Annotated in this window: 19 protein-coding genes and 1 pseudogene; 11 read left to right on the top strand and 9 right to left on the bottom strand. The window is 72.3% G+C overall.

What is annotated here, in order from left to right:
- Nucleotides 1–570: 570 nt before the first annotated feature.
- The 4 genes from K353_RS32385 (at nucleotide 571) to K353_RS32370 (ending at nucleotide 5,514) form a co-directional block, all read left to right on the top strand.
- A complete protein-coding gene (locus tag K353_RS32385; protein WP_100836583.1) occupies nucleotides 571–897 on the top strand; it encodes a hypothetical protein in 327 nt (108 codons plus the stop codon).
- A 174-nt stretch (nucleotides 898–1,071) separates the two neighbouring features.
- Nucleotides 1,072–2,352 (top strand): Ig-like domain-containing protein, encoded by a 1,281-nt coding sequence (locus tag K353_RS32380; protein ID WP_233533974.1) that lies wholly within the window; start codon nucleotides 1,072–1,074, stop codon nucleotides 2,350–2,352.
- A 275-nt stretch (nucleotides 2,353–2,627) separates the two neighbouring features.
- The gene (locus tag K353_RS32375) at nucleotides 2,628–3,827 is read left to right on the top strand and encodes a hypothetical protein (RefSeq protein WP_111557053.1); all 1,200 of its coding nucleotides are present in this window, start codon (nucleotides 2,628–2,630) and stop codon (nucleotides 3,825–3,827) included.
- Between the two features lie 532 nt (nucleotides 3,828–4,359).
- Complete coding sequence (locus tag K353_RS32370; protein ID WP_111557052.1) at nucleotides 4,360–5,514, top strand: cystathionine gamma-synthase; 1,155 nt, start codon at nucleotides 4,360–4,362, stop codon at nucleotides 5,512–5,514.
- Between the two features lie 21 nt (nucleotides 5,515–5,535).
- Here the strand turns inward: K353_RS32370 and K353_RS32365 are convergent, their stop codons facing one another.
- Nucleotides 5,536–6,111, bottom strand: a complete 576-nt coding sequence (locus K353_RS32365; protein ID WP_233533973.1) for a MarR family winged helix-turn-helix transcriptional regulator — start codon at nucleotides 6,109–6,111, stop codon at nucleotides 5,536–5,538.
- A 90-nt stretch (nucleotides 6,112–6,201) separates the two neighbouring features.
- Here K353_RS32365 and ilvA point away from each other — a divergent pair, with 90 nt between their 5' ends.
- From ilvA to K353_RS32345, 3 genes are all read left to right on the top strand, one after another.
- A complete protein-coding gene (gene ilvA / locus K353_RS32355) occupies nucleotides 6,202–7,413 on the top strand; it encodes a threonine ammonia-lyase (RefSeq protein ID WP_111557051.1) in 1,212 nt (403 codons plus the stop codon).
- A gap of 250 nt (nucleotides 7,414–7,663) precedes the next feature.
- Nucleotides 7,664–8,683 (top strand): ATP-binding cassette domain-containing protein, encoded by a 1,020-nt coding sequence (locus K353_RS32350; RefSeq protein WP_111557050.1) that lies wholly within the window; start codon nucleotides 7,664–7,666, stop codon nucleotides 8,681–8,683.
- 1 nt (nucleotide 8,684) lies between these two features.
- Nucleotides 8,685–9,545 (top strand): ABC transporter permease, encoded by an 861-nt coding sequence (locus tag K353_RS32345; protein ID WP_111557049.1) that lies wholly within the window; start codon nucleotides 8,685–8,687, stop codon nucleotides 9,543–9,545.
- A 153-nt stretch (nucleotides 9,546–9,698) separates the two neighbouring features.
- Here the strand turns inward: K353_RS32345 and greA are convergent, their stop codons facing one another.
- Both greA and K353_RS32335 read right to left on the bottom strand, forming a co-directional pair.
- Nucleotides 9,699–10,196, bottom strand: a complete 498-nt coding sequence (gene greA, locus K353_RS32340) for a transcription elongation factor GreA (protein ID WP_111557048.1) — start codon at nucleotides 10,194–10,196, stop codon at nucleotides 9,699–9,701.
- Between the two features lie 381 nt (nucleotides 10,197–10,577).
- Nucleotides 10,578–11,015: a DUF4307 domain-containing protein gene (locus K353_RS32335; protein ID WP_233533972.1), complete on the bottom strand. Its 438-nt coding sequence runs from the start codon at nucleotides 11,013–11,015 to the stop codon at nucleotides 10,578–10,580.
- Between the two features lie 156 nt (nucleotides 11,016–11,171).
- Here K353_RS32335 and mca point away from each other — a divergent pair, with 156 nt between their 5' ends.
- The gene (mca, locus tag K353_RS32330) at nucleotides 11,172–12,041 is read left to right on the top strand and encodes a mycothiol conjugate amidase Mca (RefSeq protein ID WP_111557046.1); all 870 of its coding nucleotides are present in this window, start codon (nucleotides 11,172–11,174) and stop codon (nucleotides 12,039–12,041) included.
- Between the two features lie 69 nt (nucleotides 12,042–12,110).
- The gene (locus K353_RS32325; protein WP_111557045.1) at nucleotides 12,111–12,302 is read left to right on the top strand and encodes a hypothetical protein; all 192 of its coding nucleotides are present in this window, start codon (nucleotides 12,111–12,113) and stop codon (nucleotides 12,300–12,302) included.
- Between the two features lie 94 nt (nucleotides 12,303–12,396).
- On the opposite strand, the gene K353_RS32320 is transcribed toward K353_RS32325, so the two are convergent.
- The 5 genes and pseudogenes from K353_RS32320 to K353_RS36355 all read right to left on the bottom strand — a co-directional run.
- The gene (locus K353_RS32320; RefSeq protein WP_111557044.1) at nucleotides 12,397–12,942 is read right to left on the bottom strand and encodes a hypothetical protein; all 546 of its coding nucleotides are present in this window, start codon (nucleotides 12,940–12,942) and stop codon (nucleotides 12,397–12,399) included.
- 14 nt (nucleotides 12,943–12,956) lie between these two features.
- The gene (locus tag K353_RS32315) at nucleotides 12,957–14,936 is read right to left on the bottom strand and encodes a hypothetical protein (protein ID WP_199528314.1); all 1,980 of its coding nucleotides are present in this window, start codon (nucleotides 14,934–14,936) and stop codon (nucleotides 12,957–12,959) included.
- Nucleotides 14,933–16,096, bottom strand: a complete 1,164-nt coding sequence (locus K353_RS32310) for a 5'-methylthioadenosine/S-adenosylhomocysteine nucleosidase (RefSeq protein WP_111557043.1) — start codon at nucleotides 16,094–16,096, stop codon at nucleotides 14,933–14,935. The genes K353_RS32315 and K353_RS32310 overlap by 4 nt, the downstream gene beginning before the upstream one ends.
- Entirely contained in the window at nucleotides 16,097–16,840 is a 744-nt protein-coding gene (locus tag K353_RS32305; protein WP_111557058.1) for an NUDIX domain-containing protein, read from the bottom strand.
- Nucleotides 16,841–17,194: 354 nt separating this feature from the next.
- Nucleotides 17,195–17,510 (bottom strand): annotated as a pseudogene (locus K353_RS36355) (DNA-binding protein); the annotation flags it as partial.
- A gap of 167 nt (nucleotides 17,511–17,677) precedes the next feature.
- On the opposite strand from K353_RS36355, the gene K353_RS32295 reads away from it, so the two are divergent.
- On the top strand, nucleotides 17,678–19,711 hold the full coding sequence (locus tag K353_RS32295) for a thioredoxin domain-containing protein (RefSeq protein ID WP_111557042.1): 2,034 nt from the start codon (nucleotides 17,678–17,680) through the stop codon (nucleotides 19,709–19,711).
- A 16-nt stretch (nucleotides 19,712–19,727) separates the two neighbouring features.
- Here the strand turns inward: K353_RS32295 and K353_RS32290 are convergent, their stop codons facing one another.
- Nucleotides 19,728–20,036: a putative quinol monooxygenase gene (locus K353_RS32290; RefSeq protein ID WP_111557041.1), complete on the bottom strand. Its 309-nt coding sequence runs from the start codon at nucleotides 20,034–20,036 to the stop codon at nucleotides 19,728–19,730.
- Nucleotides 20,037–20,178: 142 nt separating this feature from the next.
- On the opposite strand from K353_RS32290, the gene K353_RS32285 reads away from it, so the two are divergent.
- Nucleotides 20,179–20,568 carry a helix-turn-helix transcriptional regulator gene (locus K353_RS32285; RefSeq protein WP_233533971.1) on the top strand — a complete coding sequence of 130 codons (390 nt, stop codon included), beginning with the start codon at nucleotides 20,179–20,181 and terminating at the stop codon, nucleotides 20,566–20,568.
- The last annotated feature ends 45 nt before the right edge of the window (nucleotides 20,569–20,613 follow it).

Below are 20,613 nucleotides of genomic sequence, written 5' to 3'. Positions count from 1 at the left end.
GCCACTGACCGCCCGGGCCGGCCACTGACCGCCCGGGCCGGCCACTGACCGCCCGGGCCGGCCACTGACCGCCCGGGCCGGCCACTGACCGCCCGCCCGGGCGGCTCCGCCCGCCGTCCGGGTGAGGAATCCGGACCCCGGAACAGTTGGTACTCGGACGTCACAGCTGCGCATCATCCGGTTAACACGGGCACGGCATCTTTGAAGCACGGCAAGAAGCCGAGAGTGGTGACAGCACAGGACGGGAGCGGCTCCCCATCCTGAGCGGTCACCCAGGACACGACCGGTCGGCCCTGACCCGGCCCACCGTGTCCGGACCGTGGGAGGCGCCGTCGTCCCGCCCCTGTCATCAGGGTGCGGCGGCTCCCACGGCCAGAGATCGCGCCGCGAGGCGCGGCTCCGCGAGCTCCCGGGTGGGGGAGTCCGAGCGGAGGAGGAAGGGCCGGTCCGGGTTCGCCCGGGCCGGCCCTTCCTCATGCCCGCCGCCGCACCCCGCTCCGCGGCATCCGGGCCCGGCTCCGGGCCCCGCCTCGTTTCCGGAAGGGTGTGCGAGGCCCTAGGCTCGCTGACATGACCAGCACCGACCTGCCCGAGCAGGACGCACCGCGCTACGTTCGCCTCACCATCGAGCTGATCGCCGAGATCACCGACGAGGGGGCCCTCAAGGCCGCCGCGCTCACCCAGGTCTCCGACGACGAGTACCTGGACGACGACGAGCGGGCCCAGGCCGTCGAGGCGATCGAGGTGGACCCGACCGGTTCCCTCGCCCACTTCGTCGACCCGGTCGCCCTGCTCGGCGACGTCCCCGGCGTGGAGCTCGCCTCCGCGACCTGGGAGTCCGCCAGCACCGACTACGACCCCGACGACGAGAGCTGGGACGAGTACGAGGTGCAGTGACACCGCGTCCCGTCCGGGGCCCGTCCCGGGTCCCGTCCGCGCGGGTCCCACCCGCGTCCCCGCCGTGCGAGAGCCCGGCCCGGTAGCCCCGGGCCGAGCTTTTGTCCTTTCTGCCCACCCCTTGGGTACCCTCGTACGATCTGCACACATATGCGTGATCTCGGGACGAGGAGAGTGGACGTGACCGCACCGGAGGAGCAGGACCGGCCGCGCGGCGGCAACTGGAGCCGGCGCGGCGTGCTCTCCGGGTTGCTGGGCGCCCCCGTGCTGCTGGTCGCGGCCTGCACGGGCGGCGGCGGGAAGTCCGGCCCCGCCGGCGCCTCCGGCTCGGCCCCCGCCGCGGGCGGGGCCTCCGCCACCCCGTCCACCAGCCCGAAGGCCTCGGTGGCGGAGATCACCATCAAGCCCGCCGACGGCGTCACCGCCGCGCCGTTCACCGAGCCGGTCACCGTCACCGTGCTGAACGGCACCCTGACCTCGGTGACCGTCACCGACCGGTCCGGGCGGCCGATAGGAGGGGCGCTCTCCGACGACGGCGCGAGCTGGACCTCCACCGACCAGCTCGCCAGCGGCACCGCGTACACCGTCGCCGCCTCCGCCGTGGACGCCGGGCAGCGCCCGGCCGACGCCAACGCCAGCTTCTCGACCGCCTCCCCGGCCGACACCTTCGTCGGCTACTTCACCCCGGAGGACGGCAGCACCGTCGGCGTCGGCATGCCGGTGTCGATCAACTTCAACAAGGCGATCACCGACCGGAAGGCCGTGCAGCGGGCGATCACCGTGGTCGCCGACCCGCCGGTGGAGATCGTCGGCCACTGGTACGACGCCACCCGGCTCGACTTCCGCCCGCGCGAGTACTGGGCGAAGGGCACCAAGGTCACCCTCAAGCTGCGGCTCAAGGACGTGGCCGGGGCCAAGGGCGTCTACGGCACGCAGTCCAAGGACGTCGGCTTCACCGTCGGCCGCAGCCAGGTCTCCACCGCCGACCTGAAGGCCGACACCCTCACCGTCCGCACCGACGGGCGGGTCACCGCGACCTACCCGGTGATCGGCGGCGCGCCCGAACACCGCACCTGGGGCGGCAAACTGGTGATCTCCGAGCGCTACCAGCAGACCCGGATGAACTCCAGCACGGTCGGCCTGGGCAGCGAGTACGACATCCCGGACGTGCCGCACGCCCAGCGGCTGACCAGCTCGGGCACCTTCATCCACGGCAACTACTGGTCGCCCGCCGGGCAGTTCGGCAACGACAACACCAGCCACGGCTGCATCGCGCTGCAGGACGTCCAGGGCGGGAACGACCCGGGCACCGACGCCGCGCAGTTCTACGCGAGTTCGATGATCGGCGACGTGGTCGAGGTGGTGAACTCCGGCGACCGCACCGTCAACCCCGGCAACGGCCTGAACGGTTGGAACATGGCCTGGTCGGACTGGGTCGCCGGGAGCGCCGTCTGACGCGGGCCCGGAGAGGGCACGGTTCGGACACGGAAGGTGGGGGGCCGGTGAGAGTGTCCTAAACGAATGGTAAAAATATTCGCGTGCGGGGGGACGCGCCACTGTGTTGAGCTTGCCTCCGCGGCAGGGCCGACCGGGCCCGAACCGTCTCCAGGCAGCAGGAGCAAGCCATCAACACCGTCATCCGCCGCCGCACCGTCCGCGCGGGCATAGCCGTCACCACCGGAGCCGTCCTCCTCGGCGGCGGCCTCGCCGCCTGTGGCACCGTCGAGCAGTTGACCGCGGGTCAGAAGCTCGACAAGGCGTTCGACAAGCTCGGCGACGCCAAGACCGTCACGGTCGACCTCTCGCTCGACGCCAGCTCCTCGCAGCTGGTCGCGTTCGGCGAGGCGATCGACGAACCGATCGAGAAGCAGGCCGCCGACCTGCTCTCCGACCTCAAGCTGTCCGTGTCGGTCGGCTACGACAAGCCGCTCAAGGACGTCGGAGGCTTCAAGTCCGGCTGCGCCGCCGGCGGAAGCGGTGGGAGCGCCCAGAACCAGGGCGTCACGCTCGGCTACGCGCTGAACAGCAAGAAGGACGGCAAGACCTACGCCGACTTCCGGCTGGTCGGCGACAAGGCGTACCTCAAGGTCGACGTGCGCGGCATCGCCCAACTCGCGGGCGAGGACAGCGCGGAGTTCGAGTCCGGCCTCGACCAGCTGCCGCCCGGGGCCGCCCCGCTCAAGGACCTGGTCGGCGGCAAGTGGGTCTCGGTGGACGTCGCCAAGCTCCAGGAGCTGTCCCGGCAGGCGGCCGACGGCGCGGCCGGCAAGGGCACCGCCCCGAAGCCCTCGCCCAGCCTCGACCCGTCCGTGCTCAACGGCTTCTGCGACTCGCTGAGCGACGCCCTCTCCGACAACGTCACGCTGGAGGACAAGGGCAAGACCGCCGACGCCGACGACGTGATCCGGGTCTCCGCGCCCGCCCGCCCGCTGGTCGAGGCGCTGTACAAGTCGTTCGCCGGCGTCGCCAAGAACATCCCCGGCTCCCCGGGGCTCCCGACCGAGGGCGACTTCTCCGACGTCCCGGACCGCAAGCTCTCCGCCGACGTGCAGATCAAGGACGGCCGCCCGCAGGCGGTCACCTTCGACTTCGCCCAGCTCGTCGAGAAGTCCGACTGGTCGGCGCACCTGCCGCTGCGGGTCGGCATCTCCACCAACGGCACCACCCAGGGCGCCCCGACCGGCGCCACCGAGATCGACCTCGGCCAGCTCCAGGAGATGTTCGCCTCGATGGCCGACGAGGGCTTCGAGGACGGCACCGACCCCGACACCGACCTCAGCGGCATCGACCTGGGCCAGGCCGCCCCGCTCACCGACGCGCAGTACGCCGAACTGGGCAAGCTCGGCATCGACCGGAGCGTCGCCGAGTCGATGAACCACAGCGGCCTCAGCTTCGAGGAGATCAAGGAACTGGCCCCTGAGCTGACCTGATCCGCCGTCAGCGCACCGGCACGGAACGGCCCGGCCCGCCGCGGGAAGCCCCCGCGGCGGGCCGTCGCGTATTCCGGGCCCCGGCCGCAGGCTGGACGCGTGGAAGTGGAGTCGGGCCCGCGGCGTGGGGCCGGGCGGCCCGGACCGGCCGCCGGCACGGGCCGTGGGCGGCGGGTCGGGGTGCCACCCGCAGCGCCGGGGAGCCGATCGCGGTGCTCGGCAGCCACGGCTCCACCGGGCCCGGCGGGAACCGGTCCGACCCGGCGACCAGGGCCCGGCCGGAACGGCGCGAACCGGTGGACCGGGTGCGCCCGGTGGACACTCCGCGTCCCCCCTGTGTCCCCCCCGTGTCCTCCCGTGTCCCCCGGGTGTCGATCGGGCGTCGATCGGGCGTGCGGCCGGTCGATCGTGGCGGTACGACCCTTGGCACTGCGAGACTTCACCGGTCGCGGACCGCCGGTCCGGCGTCCGGGACCGGTGCCCCGTCGCGGCACGCCGCGAGGAGCCCTCCCGTCGCACTAGGCTCGGGAGCATGACCGAGCACCAGCTTTCCCACGGCTTCGAGACACTCGCCATCCACGCGGGCCAGGAAGCGGACCCCCGGACCGGGGCAGTCGTGACGCCGATCTACCAGGTGTCCACCTACAAGCAGGACGGCGTCGGCGGACTGCGCGAGGGCTACGAGTACAGCCGCTCCGCCAACCCGACCCGCACCGCGCTGGAGGAGTGCCTGGCCGCGATCGAGGGCGGCGCGCGCGGCCTCGCCTTCGCCTCCGGGCTGGCCGCCGAGGACACCCTGCTGCGCACCCTGCTCAAGCCCGGCGACCACATCGTCATCCCCAACGACGCCTACGGCGGCACCTTCCGGCTGTTCGCCAAGGTGCTGACCCGCTGGGGCGTCGAGTTCTCCGTCGCCGACACCCACCACCCCGAGAAGGTGCGCGAGGCGATCCGTCCGACCACCCGCGCGGTGTGGGTGGAGACCCCGTCCAACCCGCTGCTCGGCATCACCGACCTCGCCGCGGTCGCCGAGATCGCGCACGCCGCCGGCGCCCGGCTGGTGGTCGACAACACCTTCGCCAGCCCCTACCTCCAGCAGCCGATCTCGTTCGGCGCGGACGTCGTGGTGCACTCCACCACCAAGTACATGGGCGGGCACTCCGACGTGGTCGGCGGCGCCCTGGTGGTCGCCGACGCGGGCCTCGCCGAGGAGGTCGCCTACCACCAGAACGCGATGGGCGCGGTGGCCGGGCCGTTCGACGCCTGGCTGGTGCTGCGCGGCATCAAGACGCTCGGCGTCCGGATGGACCGGCACTCGGAGAACGCCGAGAAGGTCGCCGAACTGCTGGCCGGGCACCCGAAGGTGAGCCAGGTGCTCTACCCGGGCCTGCCCACCCACCCCGGGCACGATGTCGCCGCCAAGCAGATGAAGGCGTTCGGCGGCATGGTCTCGTTCCGCGTCGCGGGCGGCGAGCAGGCCGCCGTCGAGGTCTGCAACCGGGCCGAACTGTTCACCCTGGGCGAGTCGTTGGGCGGCGTCGAGTCGCTGATCGAGCACCCCGGCCGGATGACCCACGCCTCCGCGGCCGGCTCCCCGCTGGAGGTGCCCGCCGACCTGGTGCGCGTCTCGGTGGGCATCGAGTCCGCCGCCGACCTGCTCGCCGACCTGGAGCAGGCCCTCGGCTGACGGCCGGGCCGGCTCCCCGGTTCAACGGCGGTCCAGCAGACCGTCGTTGAACCGGGCCAGCAGCGCGCAGAACACCGCCCGCTCGCGGGTCGTCCAACCCGCCGTCAGCTCGGCGATCAACTCCCGCCGCCGCTCCCGCACCTGGGCCAGCCGACCGGCCCCCAGCGGCGTCAGCGCCAGCTGCACCGCGCGCCGGTCCGCCGGGTACGGCAGCCGCGCCACCAGACGCTCCCGCAGCAGCGGCGCGGCCTGCCGGGTCACCGTCGAGGAGTCCACCCCGAGCGCCGCCGCCAGCGTCTTCACCTTGGCCGGCCCGGTGGCGGCGAGCTGCTCCAGCAGCAGGAACGCGGCCCGGTCCAGCTCCCCGGCGGCGCAGATCCGCCGGGCGAACACCGCGACCTGGTAGGGGAGTTGACGGTCCGCATCGGGGCGGTCGGGGCGGTCCGGACGTTTGGCGCGGTCGGCGCGGTCGGCGCGGTCGGCGCGTCCGGCGCGGCCGGGGCCGTCGTCGCCTTCGGCGCGGCCGGGGCCGTCGTCGCCTTCGGCGCGGCCGGGGCCGTCGGGATCGGAGGGTCCGTCGGACGGGGGCAGGGTCATCGCGGCTCACGGGGGGTGCGGGCGACTCGTCCCAGCAGCGTACGCGCGCCGGGCGACCGGCGGAACAGCGCGCGCCCTACGCTGGCCCCCATGCACAGGTGGCCGATCACGGTGGACGACGTCCGGGGCGCGCAGAAGATGCTGGCGGGGGTGGCCCGGGTCACCCCGATGCAGACCAGCCGCCACCTCTCCGGGACGGCCGGCACCCCCGTCCACCTCAAGTGCGAGAACCTGCAGCGCACCGGCTCGTTCAAACTGCGCGGCGCGTACGTGCGGATCGCCGGGCTCTCCCCGGTCGAGCGGGCCGCCGGGGTGGTCGCGGCCAGCGCGGGCAACCACGCGCAGGGCGTCGCGTTGGCCGCCTCGCTGCTCGGGGTGCGCTCCACCGTCTTCATGCCGGTCGCCGCGCCGCTGCCGAAGGTCGCCGCCACCCGCGAGTACGGCGCCGAGGTCCGGCTGCACGGCGCCAACGTCGACCAGGCGCTGCGGGCCGCCCGGGAGTACGCCGAGGACACCGGCGCGGTCTTCATCCACCCCTTCGACCACTGGGACGTGATCACCGGCCAGGCCACCGTCGGCCTGGAGGTCCTGGAGCAGTGCCCCGAGGTGCGCACGGTGCTGGTCGGCACCGGCGGCGGCGGGCTGCTGGCGGGCGTGGCGATCGCGATCAAGGCGCTGCGCCCGGACGTCCGGGTGATCGGCGTGCAGGCCGCCGCCGCGGCGGCGTACCCGCTGTCGCTGGCGGCCGGGCGCCCGGTCGCGCTGGAACGGTTCGCCACCATGGCGGACGGCATCATGGTCGGCCGCCCCGGGGACATCCCGTTCGAGGTGGTGGAGGCCCTCGCGGACGGGGTGCTGACGGTCTCCGAGGACGCGCTCTCCCGGGCCCTGCTGGTCGGCCTGGAACGGCTCAAGCTGGTGGTCGAACCCGCCGGGGCGGCGCCGATCGCCGCGCTGATGGCCGAGCCCGGGCGGTTCGAGGGCCCGGTGGTGGCGGTGCTCTCCGGTGGCAACATCGACCCGCAGCTGATGCAGCGGGTACTCCGGCACGGCCTGGCCGCGGCGGGCCGCTACCTGTCGCTGCGGGTCCGGCTGACCGACAAGCCGGGCGCGCTGGCCGACCTGCTGGGCGTGCTGACCCGGATGGACGCCAACGTGCTGGACGTCGCGCACGTCCGGATCGACCCGCAGCTGGGCCTGACCGAGGTCGAGGTGGACCTGCACCTGGAGACCAAGGGGCCCGAGCACTGCGCGGCGGTGATCGGCGAGCTGCGGGAGGACGGGTACGTGGTCAACCGCTGAGATCCGCCCAGGCCCGCTGGGGCCCGCCCAGGTCCGCTGGGGCCCGCCGAGGTCCGGTGGCACCGGGTGTGCCCGGGTTGTCAGTGGTGGCTGGGAGGCTGTGACCCGCCTCACCTGCGGCGCTTGACGCGATATATCGCGAGTGACAGCATCTTGCGATGTATCGCGAGCTTCGCCGTCGGCGGGCCCGGGTACCGAACCGGATGATTTCCCCACAGAACCGACTCGCATCAGGAGATGAGGCAGGCCCATGGCGGCAGCCATCGAAGCCGAGAACCTGGTCAAGACCTTCGGTGACGTCCGTGCCCTGGACGGCGTGAGCCTGGACGTGCCCGAGGGCACCGTGCTCGGGCTGCTCGGACCGAACGGCGCGGGCAAGACCACCACCGTGCGCGTCCTGACCACCCTGCTCCAACCCGACTCCGGCCGGGCCACCGTCGCCGGGGTCGACGTGCTCAAGCACCCCAACAAGGTGCGCAGCCTGATCGGCCTGTCCGGCCAGTACGCCGCCGTCGACGAGTACCTCACCGGCCGGGAGAACCTCCAGATGGTCGGCGAGCTCTACCAGATGAGCGCCCGCGACGCGAAGCGGCGGGCCCTCGAACTGCTGGAGTGGTTCAACCTCTCCTCGGCCGCCGACCGCACCGCCAAGACCTACTCCGGCGGCATGCGCCGCCGCCTCGACCTGGCCGCCGCCCTGGTGGTCCGGCCCCCGGTGATGTTCCTGGACGAGCCCACCACCGGCCTCGACCCGCGCAACCGGCTCGCCCTGTGGGAGGTCATCGAGACCCTGGTCGAGCAGGGCACCACCCTGCTGCTCACCACCCAGTACCTGGAGGAGGCCGACCGCCTCGCCCACGACATCGCGGTGGTCGACCACGGCAAGGTGATCGCCCGCGGCACCGCCGACGAGCTCAAGGCCCAGATCGGCGGCGAACGCATCGAGGTGGTCGTCCGCGCCGCCGACCTCGTCCCCGAGGCGGTCGCCGCGCTCACCCCGTACGCCAAGGGCGAGCCGACGGTGGAGCGCAACACCCGCCGGATCACCGTCCCGGTCAGCGGCGGCGCCCGGGTGCTGGCCGACGCCATCCGCGAACTGGACGCCCACTCCATCGAGATCGACGACATCGGCCTGCGCCGCCCGACCCTGGACGACGTCTTCCTCTCCCTCACCGGCCACGCCACCGAGGACGGGACGGGCGAGGACGAGGGCGGCACGCCCGCCGCGTCCGCCGGGAAGGGCCGCCGCGGCCAGCGAGAGGACGCCTGAGATGACACTCGCCAGCACCGACGGCGCCATCGGCGGCGCCCCCGTCGCCCCGCGCCGCGGCGTCGCCGCCACCGCCCACGACTCCTGGGTGGTCGCCAAGCGGAACCTGCGCCGGATGACCAGGATCCCCGAGATCGTCGTCTTCGGGCTGATGCAGCCCGTCATGTTCGTGCTGCTGTTCTCGTACGTCATGGGCGGCGCGATCGCGATCCCCGGCGCCCCGCCCGGCCACGACGTGTACATCGAGTACCTGATGGCGGGCATCTTCGCCCAGACCGTCACCTTCGCGGTGGCCGGCGCCTCGGCTGGCATCGCGGAGGACATGACCAAGGGCCTGGTCGACCGCTTCCGCTCGCTGCCGATGGCCCGGGCCGCCGTGCTCACCGGCCGCACCCTGGCCGACCTGGTGCAGACCGCGTTCATCCTGGTCGTGCTGGCGCTGGTCGCGCTGCTGGTCGGCTGGCGGATCCACCACGGCGTGCCGGACATGCTCGCCGCGTTCGGCCTGCTGCTGCTGCTCGGCTACGCCTTCTCCTGGATCGGCGCGCTGATCGGCCTGTCGGTGCGCAGCCCCGAGGCGGCCACCTCGGCCGGCCTGATCTGGCTGTTCCCGCTGACCTTCGTCTCCAACGCGTTCGTGCCGGTCAGTTCGATGCCGAGCTGGCTCCAGCCGGTCGCCTACTGGAACCCGTTCTCCGCCACCGTGCAGGCCTGCCGCAGCCTGTTCGGCAACCAGCTCGGCCCGGTGCCGGACTCCTGGCCGATGCAGCACGCCGCGCTGGTCTCGGTGGTCTGGTCGCTGCTGATCACGGCGGTGTTCTCCTGGCTGGCGGTGCGCAAGTACCGTCGCGCGGCCGGCTGAGGACCGGCGCGCCGGGCGGCTGAGGACCGGCGCGCCGGACGCACCGGCCCCGGGCGCATCGACCCCGGACGCGGAACGGCCGCTCCCCCCACCCGGGGGAGCGGCCGTTGCGCGCGGGGCGTCCGGTCGGTCGGATCGGCCGGATCGGCCGGATCAGCCGGAGAAGGGCTTGGCGTCGATGATCTTCACGCTGGCCTTCTTGCCGTTCGGCAGCTCGTACTGGGCGTTCTCGCCCACCGACTTGCCGATGATGCCCCGGCCCAGCGGCGACTGGGGGGAGTAGACGTCGATGTCGCCGTCGGTGACCTCGCGGGAGGCCAGCAGGAACTCCATGGTGTCGTCGGGGTCGCCGTCGAAGGCGACCTTCACCAGCATGCCCGGGGCCACCACGCCCGAGTCGGCCGGAGCCTCGCCGACCTTGGCCCGCTCCAGCAACTGGGTCAGCTGGCGGATCCGCGCCTCGGTCTTGCCCTGCTCGTCCTTGGCCGCATGGTAGCCCGCGTTCTCCTTGAGGTCGCCCTCCTCGCGCGCGGCCTCGATCTTCTGGGCGATCTCGATGCGCCAGGGCCCGGTCAGGTGGTCAAGCTCGGCCTTGAGCTTGTTGTAGTGGTCCTGAGTGAGCCAGGTCACGTCATCGTTGGTCTGGGTCACAGGAGTGCTCCTCGTCGGTGCTGGCGCCGCCCCGGGGGTGGACCGGCGGCGGTGTGGTCGATTTTCTGGGCAGATGCAAAGCAACGCCCGCTTCCGTGCCGATCGGCGCGGAAGGGGCGAAACCACGAGCCTAACAAGTTCCCGGCCTGGACGGGAGGTCTCCGAGCGGCCCGCCCCCCGGGGCCGGTGGCCGATCGGGCGGTGGGAGGGTCCGGGCCCGGGTGTTGGGCGGGTACGAGCCCGGTACGGGCCGGGTGCTGGGCGGGTGCGGGCCCGGTAGGGGCCTGGGCGCCCCGGCGGCGGGCGGTCGGAGAACGCGGTGGCATCCGCGCGCGGCGGTGCCTCCGAAAGGGTGAGCGAGCGGGCGGGCGGGGCGGGGCGTTACTTCTTGTCGGGGGTGCAGCCGAGCAGTTCTGCGGTGGTGCCGCGGGCCGTGGTGCGCAGCGTGACCACCTCGTCGTAGTCGGTGCCCGCGGCCGGGACCGGGAAGTCCGACTGGCCGACCACCGCGCCGTCCGCGCCCTGCGAGCGGACCGTGCAGACGCCCGCGGTGCCGTCGCTCTTGCGCACCGAGAGCTGCAGCTGCAGCTCGGTGTCCGAGACCGGCTGGAAGGTGGGCACCGTACCGTTCAGCCGGGTCTCCCGCAGCAGGTACGAGCCGCCCAGCCAGGCGATCAGCCCGAGGAACAGCACCCCGCACACCACCGCGGCGATCCGCAGCCTGCGGTCGGCGGCCCGGTCGTCGGACCGGCTGTAGCGGCCGGCCGGCGGTGCGGCGGGGGACACCGCCGGCGTCGTGGGCGTAGGGCTGTGGTCCATGGCGGGGCTCGGTCCTTTCGCGGAGGCGGTTCGTCCTTCGGTGGGAATGGACGGGCCCTCCAGTCCGTCACTATAGGAGGGGCACGTCCGCGCCGGAGGCGGCGGGGGAGCCGACCCGACGAAGCGGACATACCTATACCTGAAGGGGACCAGGCGTTGAGCGAGCAGTTGCGTTTGATGGCGGTGCACGCGCACCCGGACGACGAGTCCAGCAAGGGCGCCGCCACCATGGCGATGTACGTGTCGCAGGGGGTGGAGGTCCTGGTCGCCACGTGCACCGGAGGGGAGCGGGGCTCGATCCTCAACCCCAAGCTCCAGGGCGACCCGTGGGTCGAGGAGAACATCCACGAGGTCCGCCGCAAGGAGATGGACGCCGCCCGGGAGATCCTCGGCGTCCGGCAGGCGTGGCTCGGCTACGTCGACTCCGGCCTCCCCGAGGGCGACCCGCTGCCCCCGCTGCCGGAGGGCTGCTTCGCCCTGGAGGACGTCGACGTGGCGGCCGGGGCGCTGGTCAAGCTGATCCGCGAGTTCCGCCCGCACGTGATCACCACGTACGACGAGAACGGCGGCTACCCGCACCCCGACCACATCATGACCCACAAGATCACCATGGTGGCCTTCGACGCCGCCGGCGACCCCGCGGCCTACCCCGAGGCCGGCGAGCCCTGGCAGCCGTCCAAGCTCTACTACAACCACGGCTTCCCGATGGGCCGCATCCGCGCCCTGCACGCCTACCTCAGCACCAACGGCCACGAGTCCCCCTACGGCGAGTGGATCGAGGGCTGGGAGAAGTCCGGCCGGGCCGAGCGGGAGATCACCACCCAGGTCGCGTGCGGCGACTTCTTCGAGATCCGCGACAAGGCCCTGATCGCCCACGCCACCCAGATCGACCCCGACGGTCCCTGGTTCCGCGTCCCGCTCGACATCCAGCGCGAGGTCTGGCCCACCGAGGACTACGAACTCGCCAAGTCCCTGGTCGACACCGACCTCCCCGAGACCGACCTCTTCGCGGGCCTGCGCAAGTAACCGCACCCCGCCACGCCCGTACCACCCCCCGGTGACCCGGCCGCCTTAAGGCCGGGTCACCATGGAGGAATGAGCACCCCCGTGAACCCCGTCCAGCTCGCCACCGCCCTGGCCCTCGACGAAACCAAGGTCACCCCCGGCCTCCTCGGCTTCGTCGTCTTCGCGGTCCTCGGCGTCGCCACCTGGTTCCTCCTGAAGTCGATGAACGCCCAGTTCAAGAAGATCGACTTCACCGAGCAGCCCGACCCCAAGGACGACTGACCTCCGGGGGCTCGCCCCCTGGACCGAGACCCACCCAGGGCGAACGGCGCCGCGGCCCGCTCGCTCCCGACGCCGCGGTCCGGCGGGGCCGGTGCTACCGCTCCGTACGGCGTAGGAACTGCCAGCCCAGCACGGCCAGGGCGAGCGTCTGCACGAGGGAGGCGAGGACGAGCAGGGGTTGAACGGTGCGGGAGCACCAGAACGCGGTCGTGCAGACCATGGGCAGGACCAGGTACGTGAACAGGTCCACCGCGGTCTGGAGCCGCTTGCGCGTGGTGCGGCCCGCGAGGTCGCGGTGGTAGGCCTCCCAGCCGAACACCGTTCCGTGGGCGGAGGTGAGTTCTCCGAGCTGCGGTCCCAGCCGGTCGTGGACGTAGTGGCCGATCGCGGAGATCTTCTCGTCGTTGACCAGGTAGGTCCAGCCCAGGATCAGGCAGATCGCGGGGACGGAGAGCAGCAGCGGGAACTGTCCGCTCTGGACGGTGACCGCCACGACCGCGGTGGCCGCGGCGAGGGTGAAGTAGAGCAGGTTGTCACGGAACCCTATCCGGGTCTTCTGCTCCTCCTTGAGGTGGTCGTACTCGGTCAGCAGGATCCTGCTCTCGGAGACGTCGTCCGTGGAGGTCACAGGCGCTCCCATGCTCGAGTTCGGGGTCAGCCGACGACCTGAAAGGACGTCAGGTTCTCGGAACCGTGCCGTTCGATCCAGTTCCTCCCGTCGGCCGCTATCCCCTCCAGAAGGCGGAAGGTGTGAGTGGAGCCGGTCGCGCTGAGGGTGATCTCGGAGATCTCCTGGGAGTTCTCGCCCGGTGCCAGCTGATGGGCGTCGGCGTCCTTGATGCGGATCTTCCGGGCCGGTCCGTTGGTGAGGATGAGCTCCAGGTCGTAGCCGATGTCGACGTTCTCCGTCACCTGCACGGAGGAGAGCGCGTCGAACCGGTAATTGCTCCGCTGCTCGTTCCGGCGCGTCGCGTCCGAGAAGTTGAACTCGGAGCTGACCTCGCGGATGCCGTCCCGGGTGAACAGGAACAGGCGGAAGACGTAGTGCGAGTACCGCCAGGGGCCGCCCCTGACCCGGCCGCGCTTGTAGGAGGGACCCGGGGCCACCAGGATGGTGTGGGTGATCAGGTCGCGCCAGGTGAGCCGGTGGTGCCGGAGCGCCTCGTCGACGAACGAGGTCTTGTCGCAGGTGAGCCAGGTCTCCATCTCCCGCTCGCTGGGGCGCAGATCGTCCAGGCGTGACTTCCAGCGCTGGTAGGCGGCCTGCCGTGCGGTCAGCTGCTCCTGGTACTCCAGGGTCTCCCGGGCCAGCCGGTACTCCTCGCGCCGGACCTCCAGCCACCGGGAAGCGGCTGCGTGCCCGGACCAGGCCGCACCGAGCACGGCCAGGAACGCCCACAGCGGCCGGGGTTGGACGGCGCCCGACAGCGCCGTGCCGCACGCGGCCAAGGTCGCGGCGGCGGCGGCGACGAGGGCCGCCACGGTCAGGGCCTTCGTCCGGTCCGAGGTCCGCTCCTGGTGCCGGTCGAACAGGGTGCCGTTGTTGTGGCGGTTCCGGGTGTCCTCGGCGAGGTGCCGGATCAGCCAGTTGACCCGGTCCACACCGATCCGGCTCTCCCGGTAGAGGTCCGCGATCTCGGCGGCGAGGCTGCCGCGGACCTCGGCGGTGTGGGTGAGCCAGGACTCCGAGGTGAACCCGTAGGGCGCGCGAACGCTGAAGTAGTAGTCGAACGAGTGGCGGACGCTGTCGGTGAACCCGCCCCCGCCAGGAGCCGGACCGCGCGGATGCGGGATCCCGGCCCCGGCCGGGCGGCCCGGCCGGATCTCCCGCCCCCACCACCGGACGCCGAGGCGGACCGCGGCCAAGCCTGCGGCGAGCGCCACCAGTAACTCGACGACCGCCCGGGTCGGATCCGCGACCAGTGCCAGGGCCCAGAGGAGCGCGCTGCTGACGACGAACAGGGCCGCCCGGGCCGGGAGGGCCGCCCGGGCGGCAGCGGCGTTGCTCGGACGGGGCGGGAGGGCCCGCGCCCCGACGGGGACGGGCGCGAAGTAGGCCCAGACCCGCTGGGCCCGATCGTTGCCGAAACGCTCTGCCCCGGCCCGTTCGAGGGTCTCCGCCCACAGGTCGTCCTTCAGCCCCCCGGTGAGCATGAGGTCGAGGTGGCGGAGGATCGCGTCGTGCTGGTAGGACGGCAGGTCCTGCAGTTGCTTCAGCACGGGGCCGGTCTCGCCGCCGGCCGTGCTGAGCACCGCCAACAGGTCGAAGGTGACGCGCAGGGCCTCCTTCCACCCGTTCTCGGCGTAGGTCCGCACGAGCCCGGAGGCGTAGCGCAGTGCCTGGACCTCTTCGGTGCCGAGGTCGTGGTGGGTGCGCGCGCTGAGCATGGCGAGCACCCAGTGGAAACGCACCTCCGCACCGTCGTACCCGCGGGCGATCGCATCGGTGATCATTTTGCGGGCGCGGCTGGGGACGCCGTCCTGCAGGAGTCGTACGCCCACGCGGTACTTCTCCTGCGGCGAGGCGTCGGGGTGGGTGATGTAGACGGTGGAGTCGTGCACGATCTGAGCCTGGATCCCGATGGTGGAGCCGTGGGCGGACGAGCTGTACGCGGCACCGTTGTCATTGCTCATGCCGGGCCACCGGCCGCGGTGATCAGGGGAGTCAGGGCGGTCACCAGCGCGGGGCACTCCGCGACCAGTCCGCGCAGCCTCCTGAGCGTCATGGCCGTCCGCTTCGACGTTTCGGGGGTGTTCCCCCCGGCCGACCGGAGGGCGGAGTCCAGGTCGGTCAGGGCCTCCCGGTAGGTGTCCTCGTCGAGGATGCCCTCGGCGCGGTGCCGACCCAACTGCTCGCGGAAACCGTTCAGTTCCGCGATCAGGTCGGTCGGGCCGGATGCCTGCGGGGCCGTGTTCAGGTGGACGCTGCTGCCCGTGACCGTGCCGGCCATGATGCCGATGGTGCTGTGGTGGGCGGTGTTGCTGACGTGTCGGTCGAGCCGGTCGGCCGAACGGATCCTGTCGTCCCGGGGCACGGCGGTCTCCTCCTCTTCCCTCGCCAGTTCCACCGCCAGTCGGGTGGCGAACGCCGCCGCGTTCGCCGCGGCCCGCGGCTGCCAGTTGCGGTCGTCCGCGCTGTTCTTCGTGCCGTCCGCCCGGTCGCTGATCCCTCGGATGACGGCCACCGACGCCCCGTTGAGATGGCCGGCCTGTGCCACGCCGGCCGCCTCCATCTCGATGGCGAGAGCGTCGTTGTAGTGCTGCCGGATCCACTTCGCCTCGGCCGAGATCCGCGAGTTCTGGACGACCTCGCCGGCGGCGATCGCCCCGAAACGGATCTGCGGCGCGTCCTCGTGGCCGGGCGCGGGGTCCGCCCAGTCGTTCAAGCGGGCCAGGTGCGAGGCGATCTGGCTGATGCCGTGCGGTGCTTCCCACACCCGGGGGCGGGCTTTGAGCCCGTCGTCCTCGCTGGTCCCGCCGTGGTAGGCGTACACGTGGGACGCCATCACCACGTCTCCCAGCCTGGTGGTGTCCCACAGGGCGCCGGCGACTCCGACGAACAGCACGGCCACCGGCGAGAACTCCTGGATCGCGCGTTCGGCGATCACCGCGGCGGAATGGTTCCCCTTGTTCGTCAGACCGAGCGCGACACGGCACGACGTACCCTGCACGGTTCCCACCTCGAACCGCGTCCCACGTTCGTGGCGGTGCACCTGCGGATCAGCCAGCTTCTGGCGCACGGCCTGGTACTCGAGATTGAGGGCGGTGAGAATCACCACCGGGCCTTTCGACATCTACTCCTCTTCCTCTCTCGTGTCCTCTTCCGCCGCGGACGGCGCGGGTCGGATCAGCGGCGGGAACAGCACGGTCTTCGGTCCCGCCCGGTACAGCCGTGCGGGCCGCCCGCCCGTGGTCCTGCGGTCCGTACCGACGGGGACGATGAATCCCTTCGCGGCTTGGACCTTCCGGTAGAAATTGCGGGTGTCGAGTTCGGTGCCCCAGACGGCCTCGTACACCTGCTGCAGCTCCGCGATGGTGAATTCCTCGCCGCAGAACGCCGTGGCCAGCGCCGAGAACTCGAGCTTGGTGCGTGCGTGCTCGATCCCGTCGGTAGCGATTCGGCGGTGGTCGAAGGCGAGTTCCACCGCGCCGGAGAGCACGGCTTCCGCAGGCACCCACGCGGCGTCGGTGGCATCCGTTCCCGCGACCGGATCGGGCAGGCCCGGGGCGATCGCCAGGTGGGCCACGGAGACGACCCGGCCTCGCGGATCGCGGCCCGACTCCCCGTACACGGCCAGCTGTTCAAGGTGCACCCAACCGGAGGCCAAGGCCGTTTCCTCGCTCAGTTCGCGGTGAGCGGCATCCAGGATCTCCTCGCGATCGTGGTTCAGGAATCCTCCGGGCAGGGCGGACATGCCCTGGAAGGGGTCTTCACCCCGCTCCACCAGGAGGACGTGCAGGCGGTTCTCCCGCAGCGTCAGGATCACGAGATCGACCGTCAGCAGTACGGGAGTTGGTGACCACACGTCATTTTGCATGTCCTGCAAGGTACTTCAGTTACTGTCACTTGCACAAGAAGGGAGGTGGGGGAGGCTGTGCCGTACGACTCCGCGCCCGCGACGCGCAGAAGGGCACCCGGGCCGACCGGCGGTGCAGGGGCGACAGCTTCCGAACCGGCCCCATGTCGCGAGGTGGTGGCGCAAGCGCCAAGAGCGACGACCTCGAAGCGGGGGGCGGCGCCCGGACGGAGGAGCGCCCTGCCCGCTCGCCGGCCCGGTCGTCGGATGAGGCCTGGAGTTACGCCAGGACCGACCCTAGACAGAGCCGGGCACGATCACGGACTCCACGGAACTCGGTGCAGCTCAGGTTGCTGGGCGAACGAGTCCTGTGCCGGACGGCTGAGTCGACGCGAGCGCGGCGACGAGGGCGTCGATCGCGTACTCGTGACCGGGGAGGTCGCCTGCCTCCCGCAGGAGCGAGACCGCTGTCAAAGAATCCTCCTGGCCGACCGGCTCCACCTGGAGCCGTGGGAGCGTCCACTCCGGTCTTCCCGTGTATGGCTTCGGCAACGGTCAGAGCGGCCAGGAGGACGAGGCCCCCGGCCTGCCGTGACGCCTCGATGCGTGCTGCCATCCTGCGGTTGTTCTGCAGAAGTAGTGAGAACGCCCCGGAGTCGAGCACCAGGGAGCGGGCCAGCCGCTCCTTCATGCAGCGCCCCGTTCGACGTCGCCGGCACCCTCGTCGCCGAACAGCCCGCGACGCCCGGTCCGGGACCGAAGTTCACTGACCAGGTCGGCAGGCATGGGGACTCGTTCCCTGGTCCCCTGGCTCCGTGTCGGTTGGCAGGGGTGCCCGGATGTGCGGGACCATGGGGCATGCCGAATCGCCTCGCGGACGCGACCTCCCCGTACCTGTTGCAGCACGCCGAGAACCCCGTGGACTGGTGGCCGTGGGGGCCGGAGGCGTTCGCGGAGGCGGAGCGGCGGGGGGTGCCGGTGTTGCTGAGTGTGGGGTACGCGGCGTGCCACTGGTGTCACGTGATGGCGCACGAGTCGTTCGAGGACGAGGCGACGGCGGCGTACCTGAACGAGCGGTTCGTGGCGGTGAAGGTCGACCGGGAGGAGCGGCCGGACGTCGACGCGGTGTACATGGAGGCGGTGCAGGCGGCGACGGGGCAGGGCGGGTGGCCGATGACGGTGTTCCTGACGCCGGGGAAGGAGCCGTTCTACTTCGGGACGTACTTCCCGCCGGAGCCGCGGCACGGTATGCCCTCGTTCCGGCAGGTGCTGGAGGGCGTCGACAAGGCGTGGACGGGGCGGCGGGACGAGGTCGGGGAGGTGGCCGGGCGGATCAGCCGGGACCTGGCGGAGCGGGCCTCGGTGTACGCGGTGGGCAGCGGGGTGGCGCGGGTGCCCGGGGAGGGGGAACTGCACCAGGCGGTGGTGGAGTTGGCGCGGTCGTTCGACGAGCGGCGGGGCGGGTTCGGCGGGGCGCCGAAGTTCCCGCCGTCGATGGTGCTGGAGTTCCTGCTGCGGCACCACGCGCGGACCGGGTCCGAGGCGGCGCTGCAGATGGTGGAGCGCAGCTGCGAGGCGATGGCGCGCGGCGGGATCTACGACCAGTTGGGCGGCGGGTTCGCCCGGTACGCGGTGGACGCGACCTGGACGGTGCCGCACTTCGAGAAGATGTTGTACGACAACGCGCTGCTGCTGCGGGTCTACCTGCACCTGTGGCGGACCACCGGCGACCCGAGGGCCCGCCGGGTGGTGCTGGAGACCGCCGACTTCCTGCTGCGCGAACTGCGCACCTCTGAGGGCGGTTTCGCCTCCGCGCTGGACGCCGACTCGCTGGACGCGGCGAGCGGGAGGACCGCCGAGGGCGCGTACTACGCGTGGACGCCGGAGCAGTTGGAGCAGGTGCTGGGGGAGGCGGACGCCGCCCTCGCGGTGGAGCTGTTCGACGTCACCGGGACGTTCGAGCACGGCAGTTCGGTGCTCCAGCTGCTCAGGGACCCGGAGGACGGGGAGAAGTACGGGGAGATCCGGGCGAAGCTGTTCGAGGCCCGGGCGCGGCGCCCCGCCCCCGCGCGGGACGACAAGGTGGTGGCGGCCTGGAACGGCCTGGCGATCGCCGCGCTCGCCGAGGCCGGCGCGCTGCTGGAGCGCCCGGACCTGGTCGAGGCCGCCGAGCGGGCCGCCGACCTGCTGATCGCCGTCCACCTCACGTCCGAGGGGCGGCTGCTGCGCACCTCGCGGGACGGCCGGGCCGGGGCCAACGCGGGCGTGCTGGAGGACTACGCCGACACCGCCGAGGGCTTCCTCGCGCTGTACGCGGTCACCGGCGAGGCGTCCTGGCTGCAACTCGCCGGGGAACTCCTCGACCTGGTGCTGCTGCACTTCACCGACGAGGCGTCCGGCGCGCTGTACGACACCGCCGACGACGCCGAGCGGCTGATCCGCCGCCCGCAGGACCCCACCGACAACGCCACCCCGTCCGGCTGGACCGCCGCGGCCGGCGCCCTGCTCACGTACGCCGCGTACACCGGCTCGGCTCGCCACCGCACCGCCGCCGAAAGGGCGTTGGGCATCGTCTCCACGCTCGGCACCCGTGCCCCCCGGTTCACCGGCTGGGGCCTCGCCGTCGCCGAGGCGCTGCTCGACGGTCCGCGCGAGGTCGCCGTGGTCGGCCCCGCCGGCGACTCCGGCCGGGCCGCGCTGCACCTGGCCGCGCTGCGCTCCACCGCGCCCGGCGCGGCCGTCGCGGTCGGCGAACCCGGCGACACCGAGGTGCCGCTGCTCGCCGACCGCCCGCTGCTGGACGGCCGGGCCGCCGCGTATGTGTGTCGGCACTTCGCCTGCGAACGCCCGACCGCGGAGGTCGCCGAGCTGGAGGAGCGGCTGCGCGGCTGAGGCCGGGGCGGGGGTGTCAACTCCCGTACGGGCTGTGCATGGTGAGGAAGTGGACGGTCAGGTCCTCGGCCAGGTAGTCCATCCGACGCTCCTGGAACGCGCGCAGGTGCGGGAGCGCCAGGTGGGCCGCCAGGTCGGCCTCGGTGCGCCAGGCCTCGTAGAAGACGAACACGCCGGGCTCGTCCCGCTTCTCGTGGAAGTGGTACTCCAGGCAGCCCTCCTCGGCGCGGGTCGGCTCGACGAAGGAGAGCAGCAACTCCCGCAGCTCGTCGACGCGTTCGGGCTTCGGGCGGGCGGTGCCGACCAGGGTGAAGGGCTGCGCCACGGGGCTCCTCCGAAAGGTGGAAGGGGGAAGGGGGGAGGGAGGGGGGAGGGGGAGGGTGGAAGGTAAGAGATTTTTCGTACCTTGAGGGACGCTAGCGGGCGAGAGAGGTACGATGCAAGCCTTACCTGGAAGGTGGTGGACGGTGCCCGACCGCGAAGGACACCCGGAGGCGGACGAGATCGAACTCGGCGCGGTGCTGTCCGCGCTGGCCGACCCGCTGCGGCGGCGCGTCGTCCGCGAACTCGCCCTCGCCCCCGCCGACACCGCCCGCACCTGCAGTTCCTTCGCCCTCCCGGTCAGCAAGGCCACCGTCACCCACCACTTCCGCGCCCTGCGCGAGGCCGGTCTGATCCGCCAGGTCGACCGGGGCAACAGCCGCGCCGCGACCCTGCGCCGCGCCGACCTCGAACGGCGCTTCCCCGGGCTGCTCGCGCTGCTCGCCGCGGAGGGGGAGACCGCCGGGCGGGACGGGAAGCGGGACGGGAAGGGGGATGGGGAGAGAGGCGGGAAGGGGGACGGGAACGGCGGGTAGCGGACAAGCGGTGGCCGCGGGCGGCGGTGCCGGGAGAGGATGCGG

This window comes from Kitasatospora sp. SolWspMP-SS2h (genome assembly GCF_003259315.1).
Lineage (GTDB): Bacteria > Actinomycetota > Actinomycetes > Streptomycetales > Streptomycetaceae > Kitasatospora > Kitasatospora fiedleri.
The sequence above is the reverse complement of the archived record's forward strand: the minus strand, read 5'-3'. Positions and strand labels throughout refer to the sequence as shown.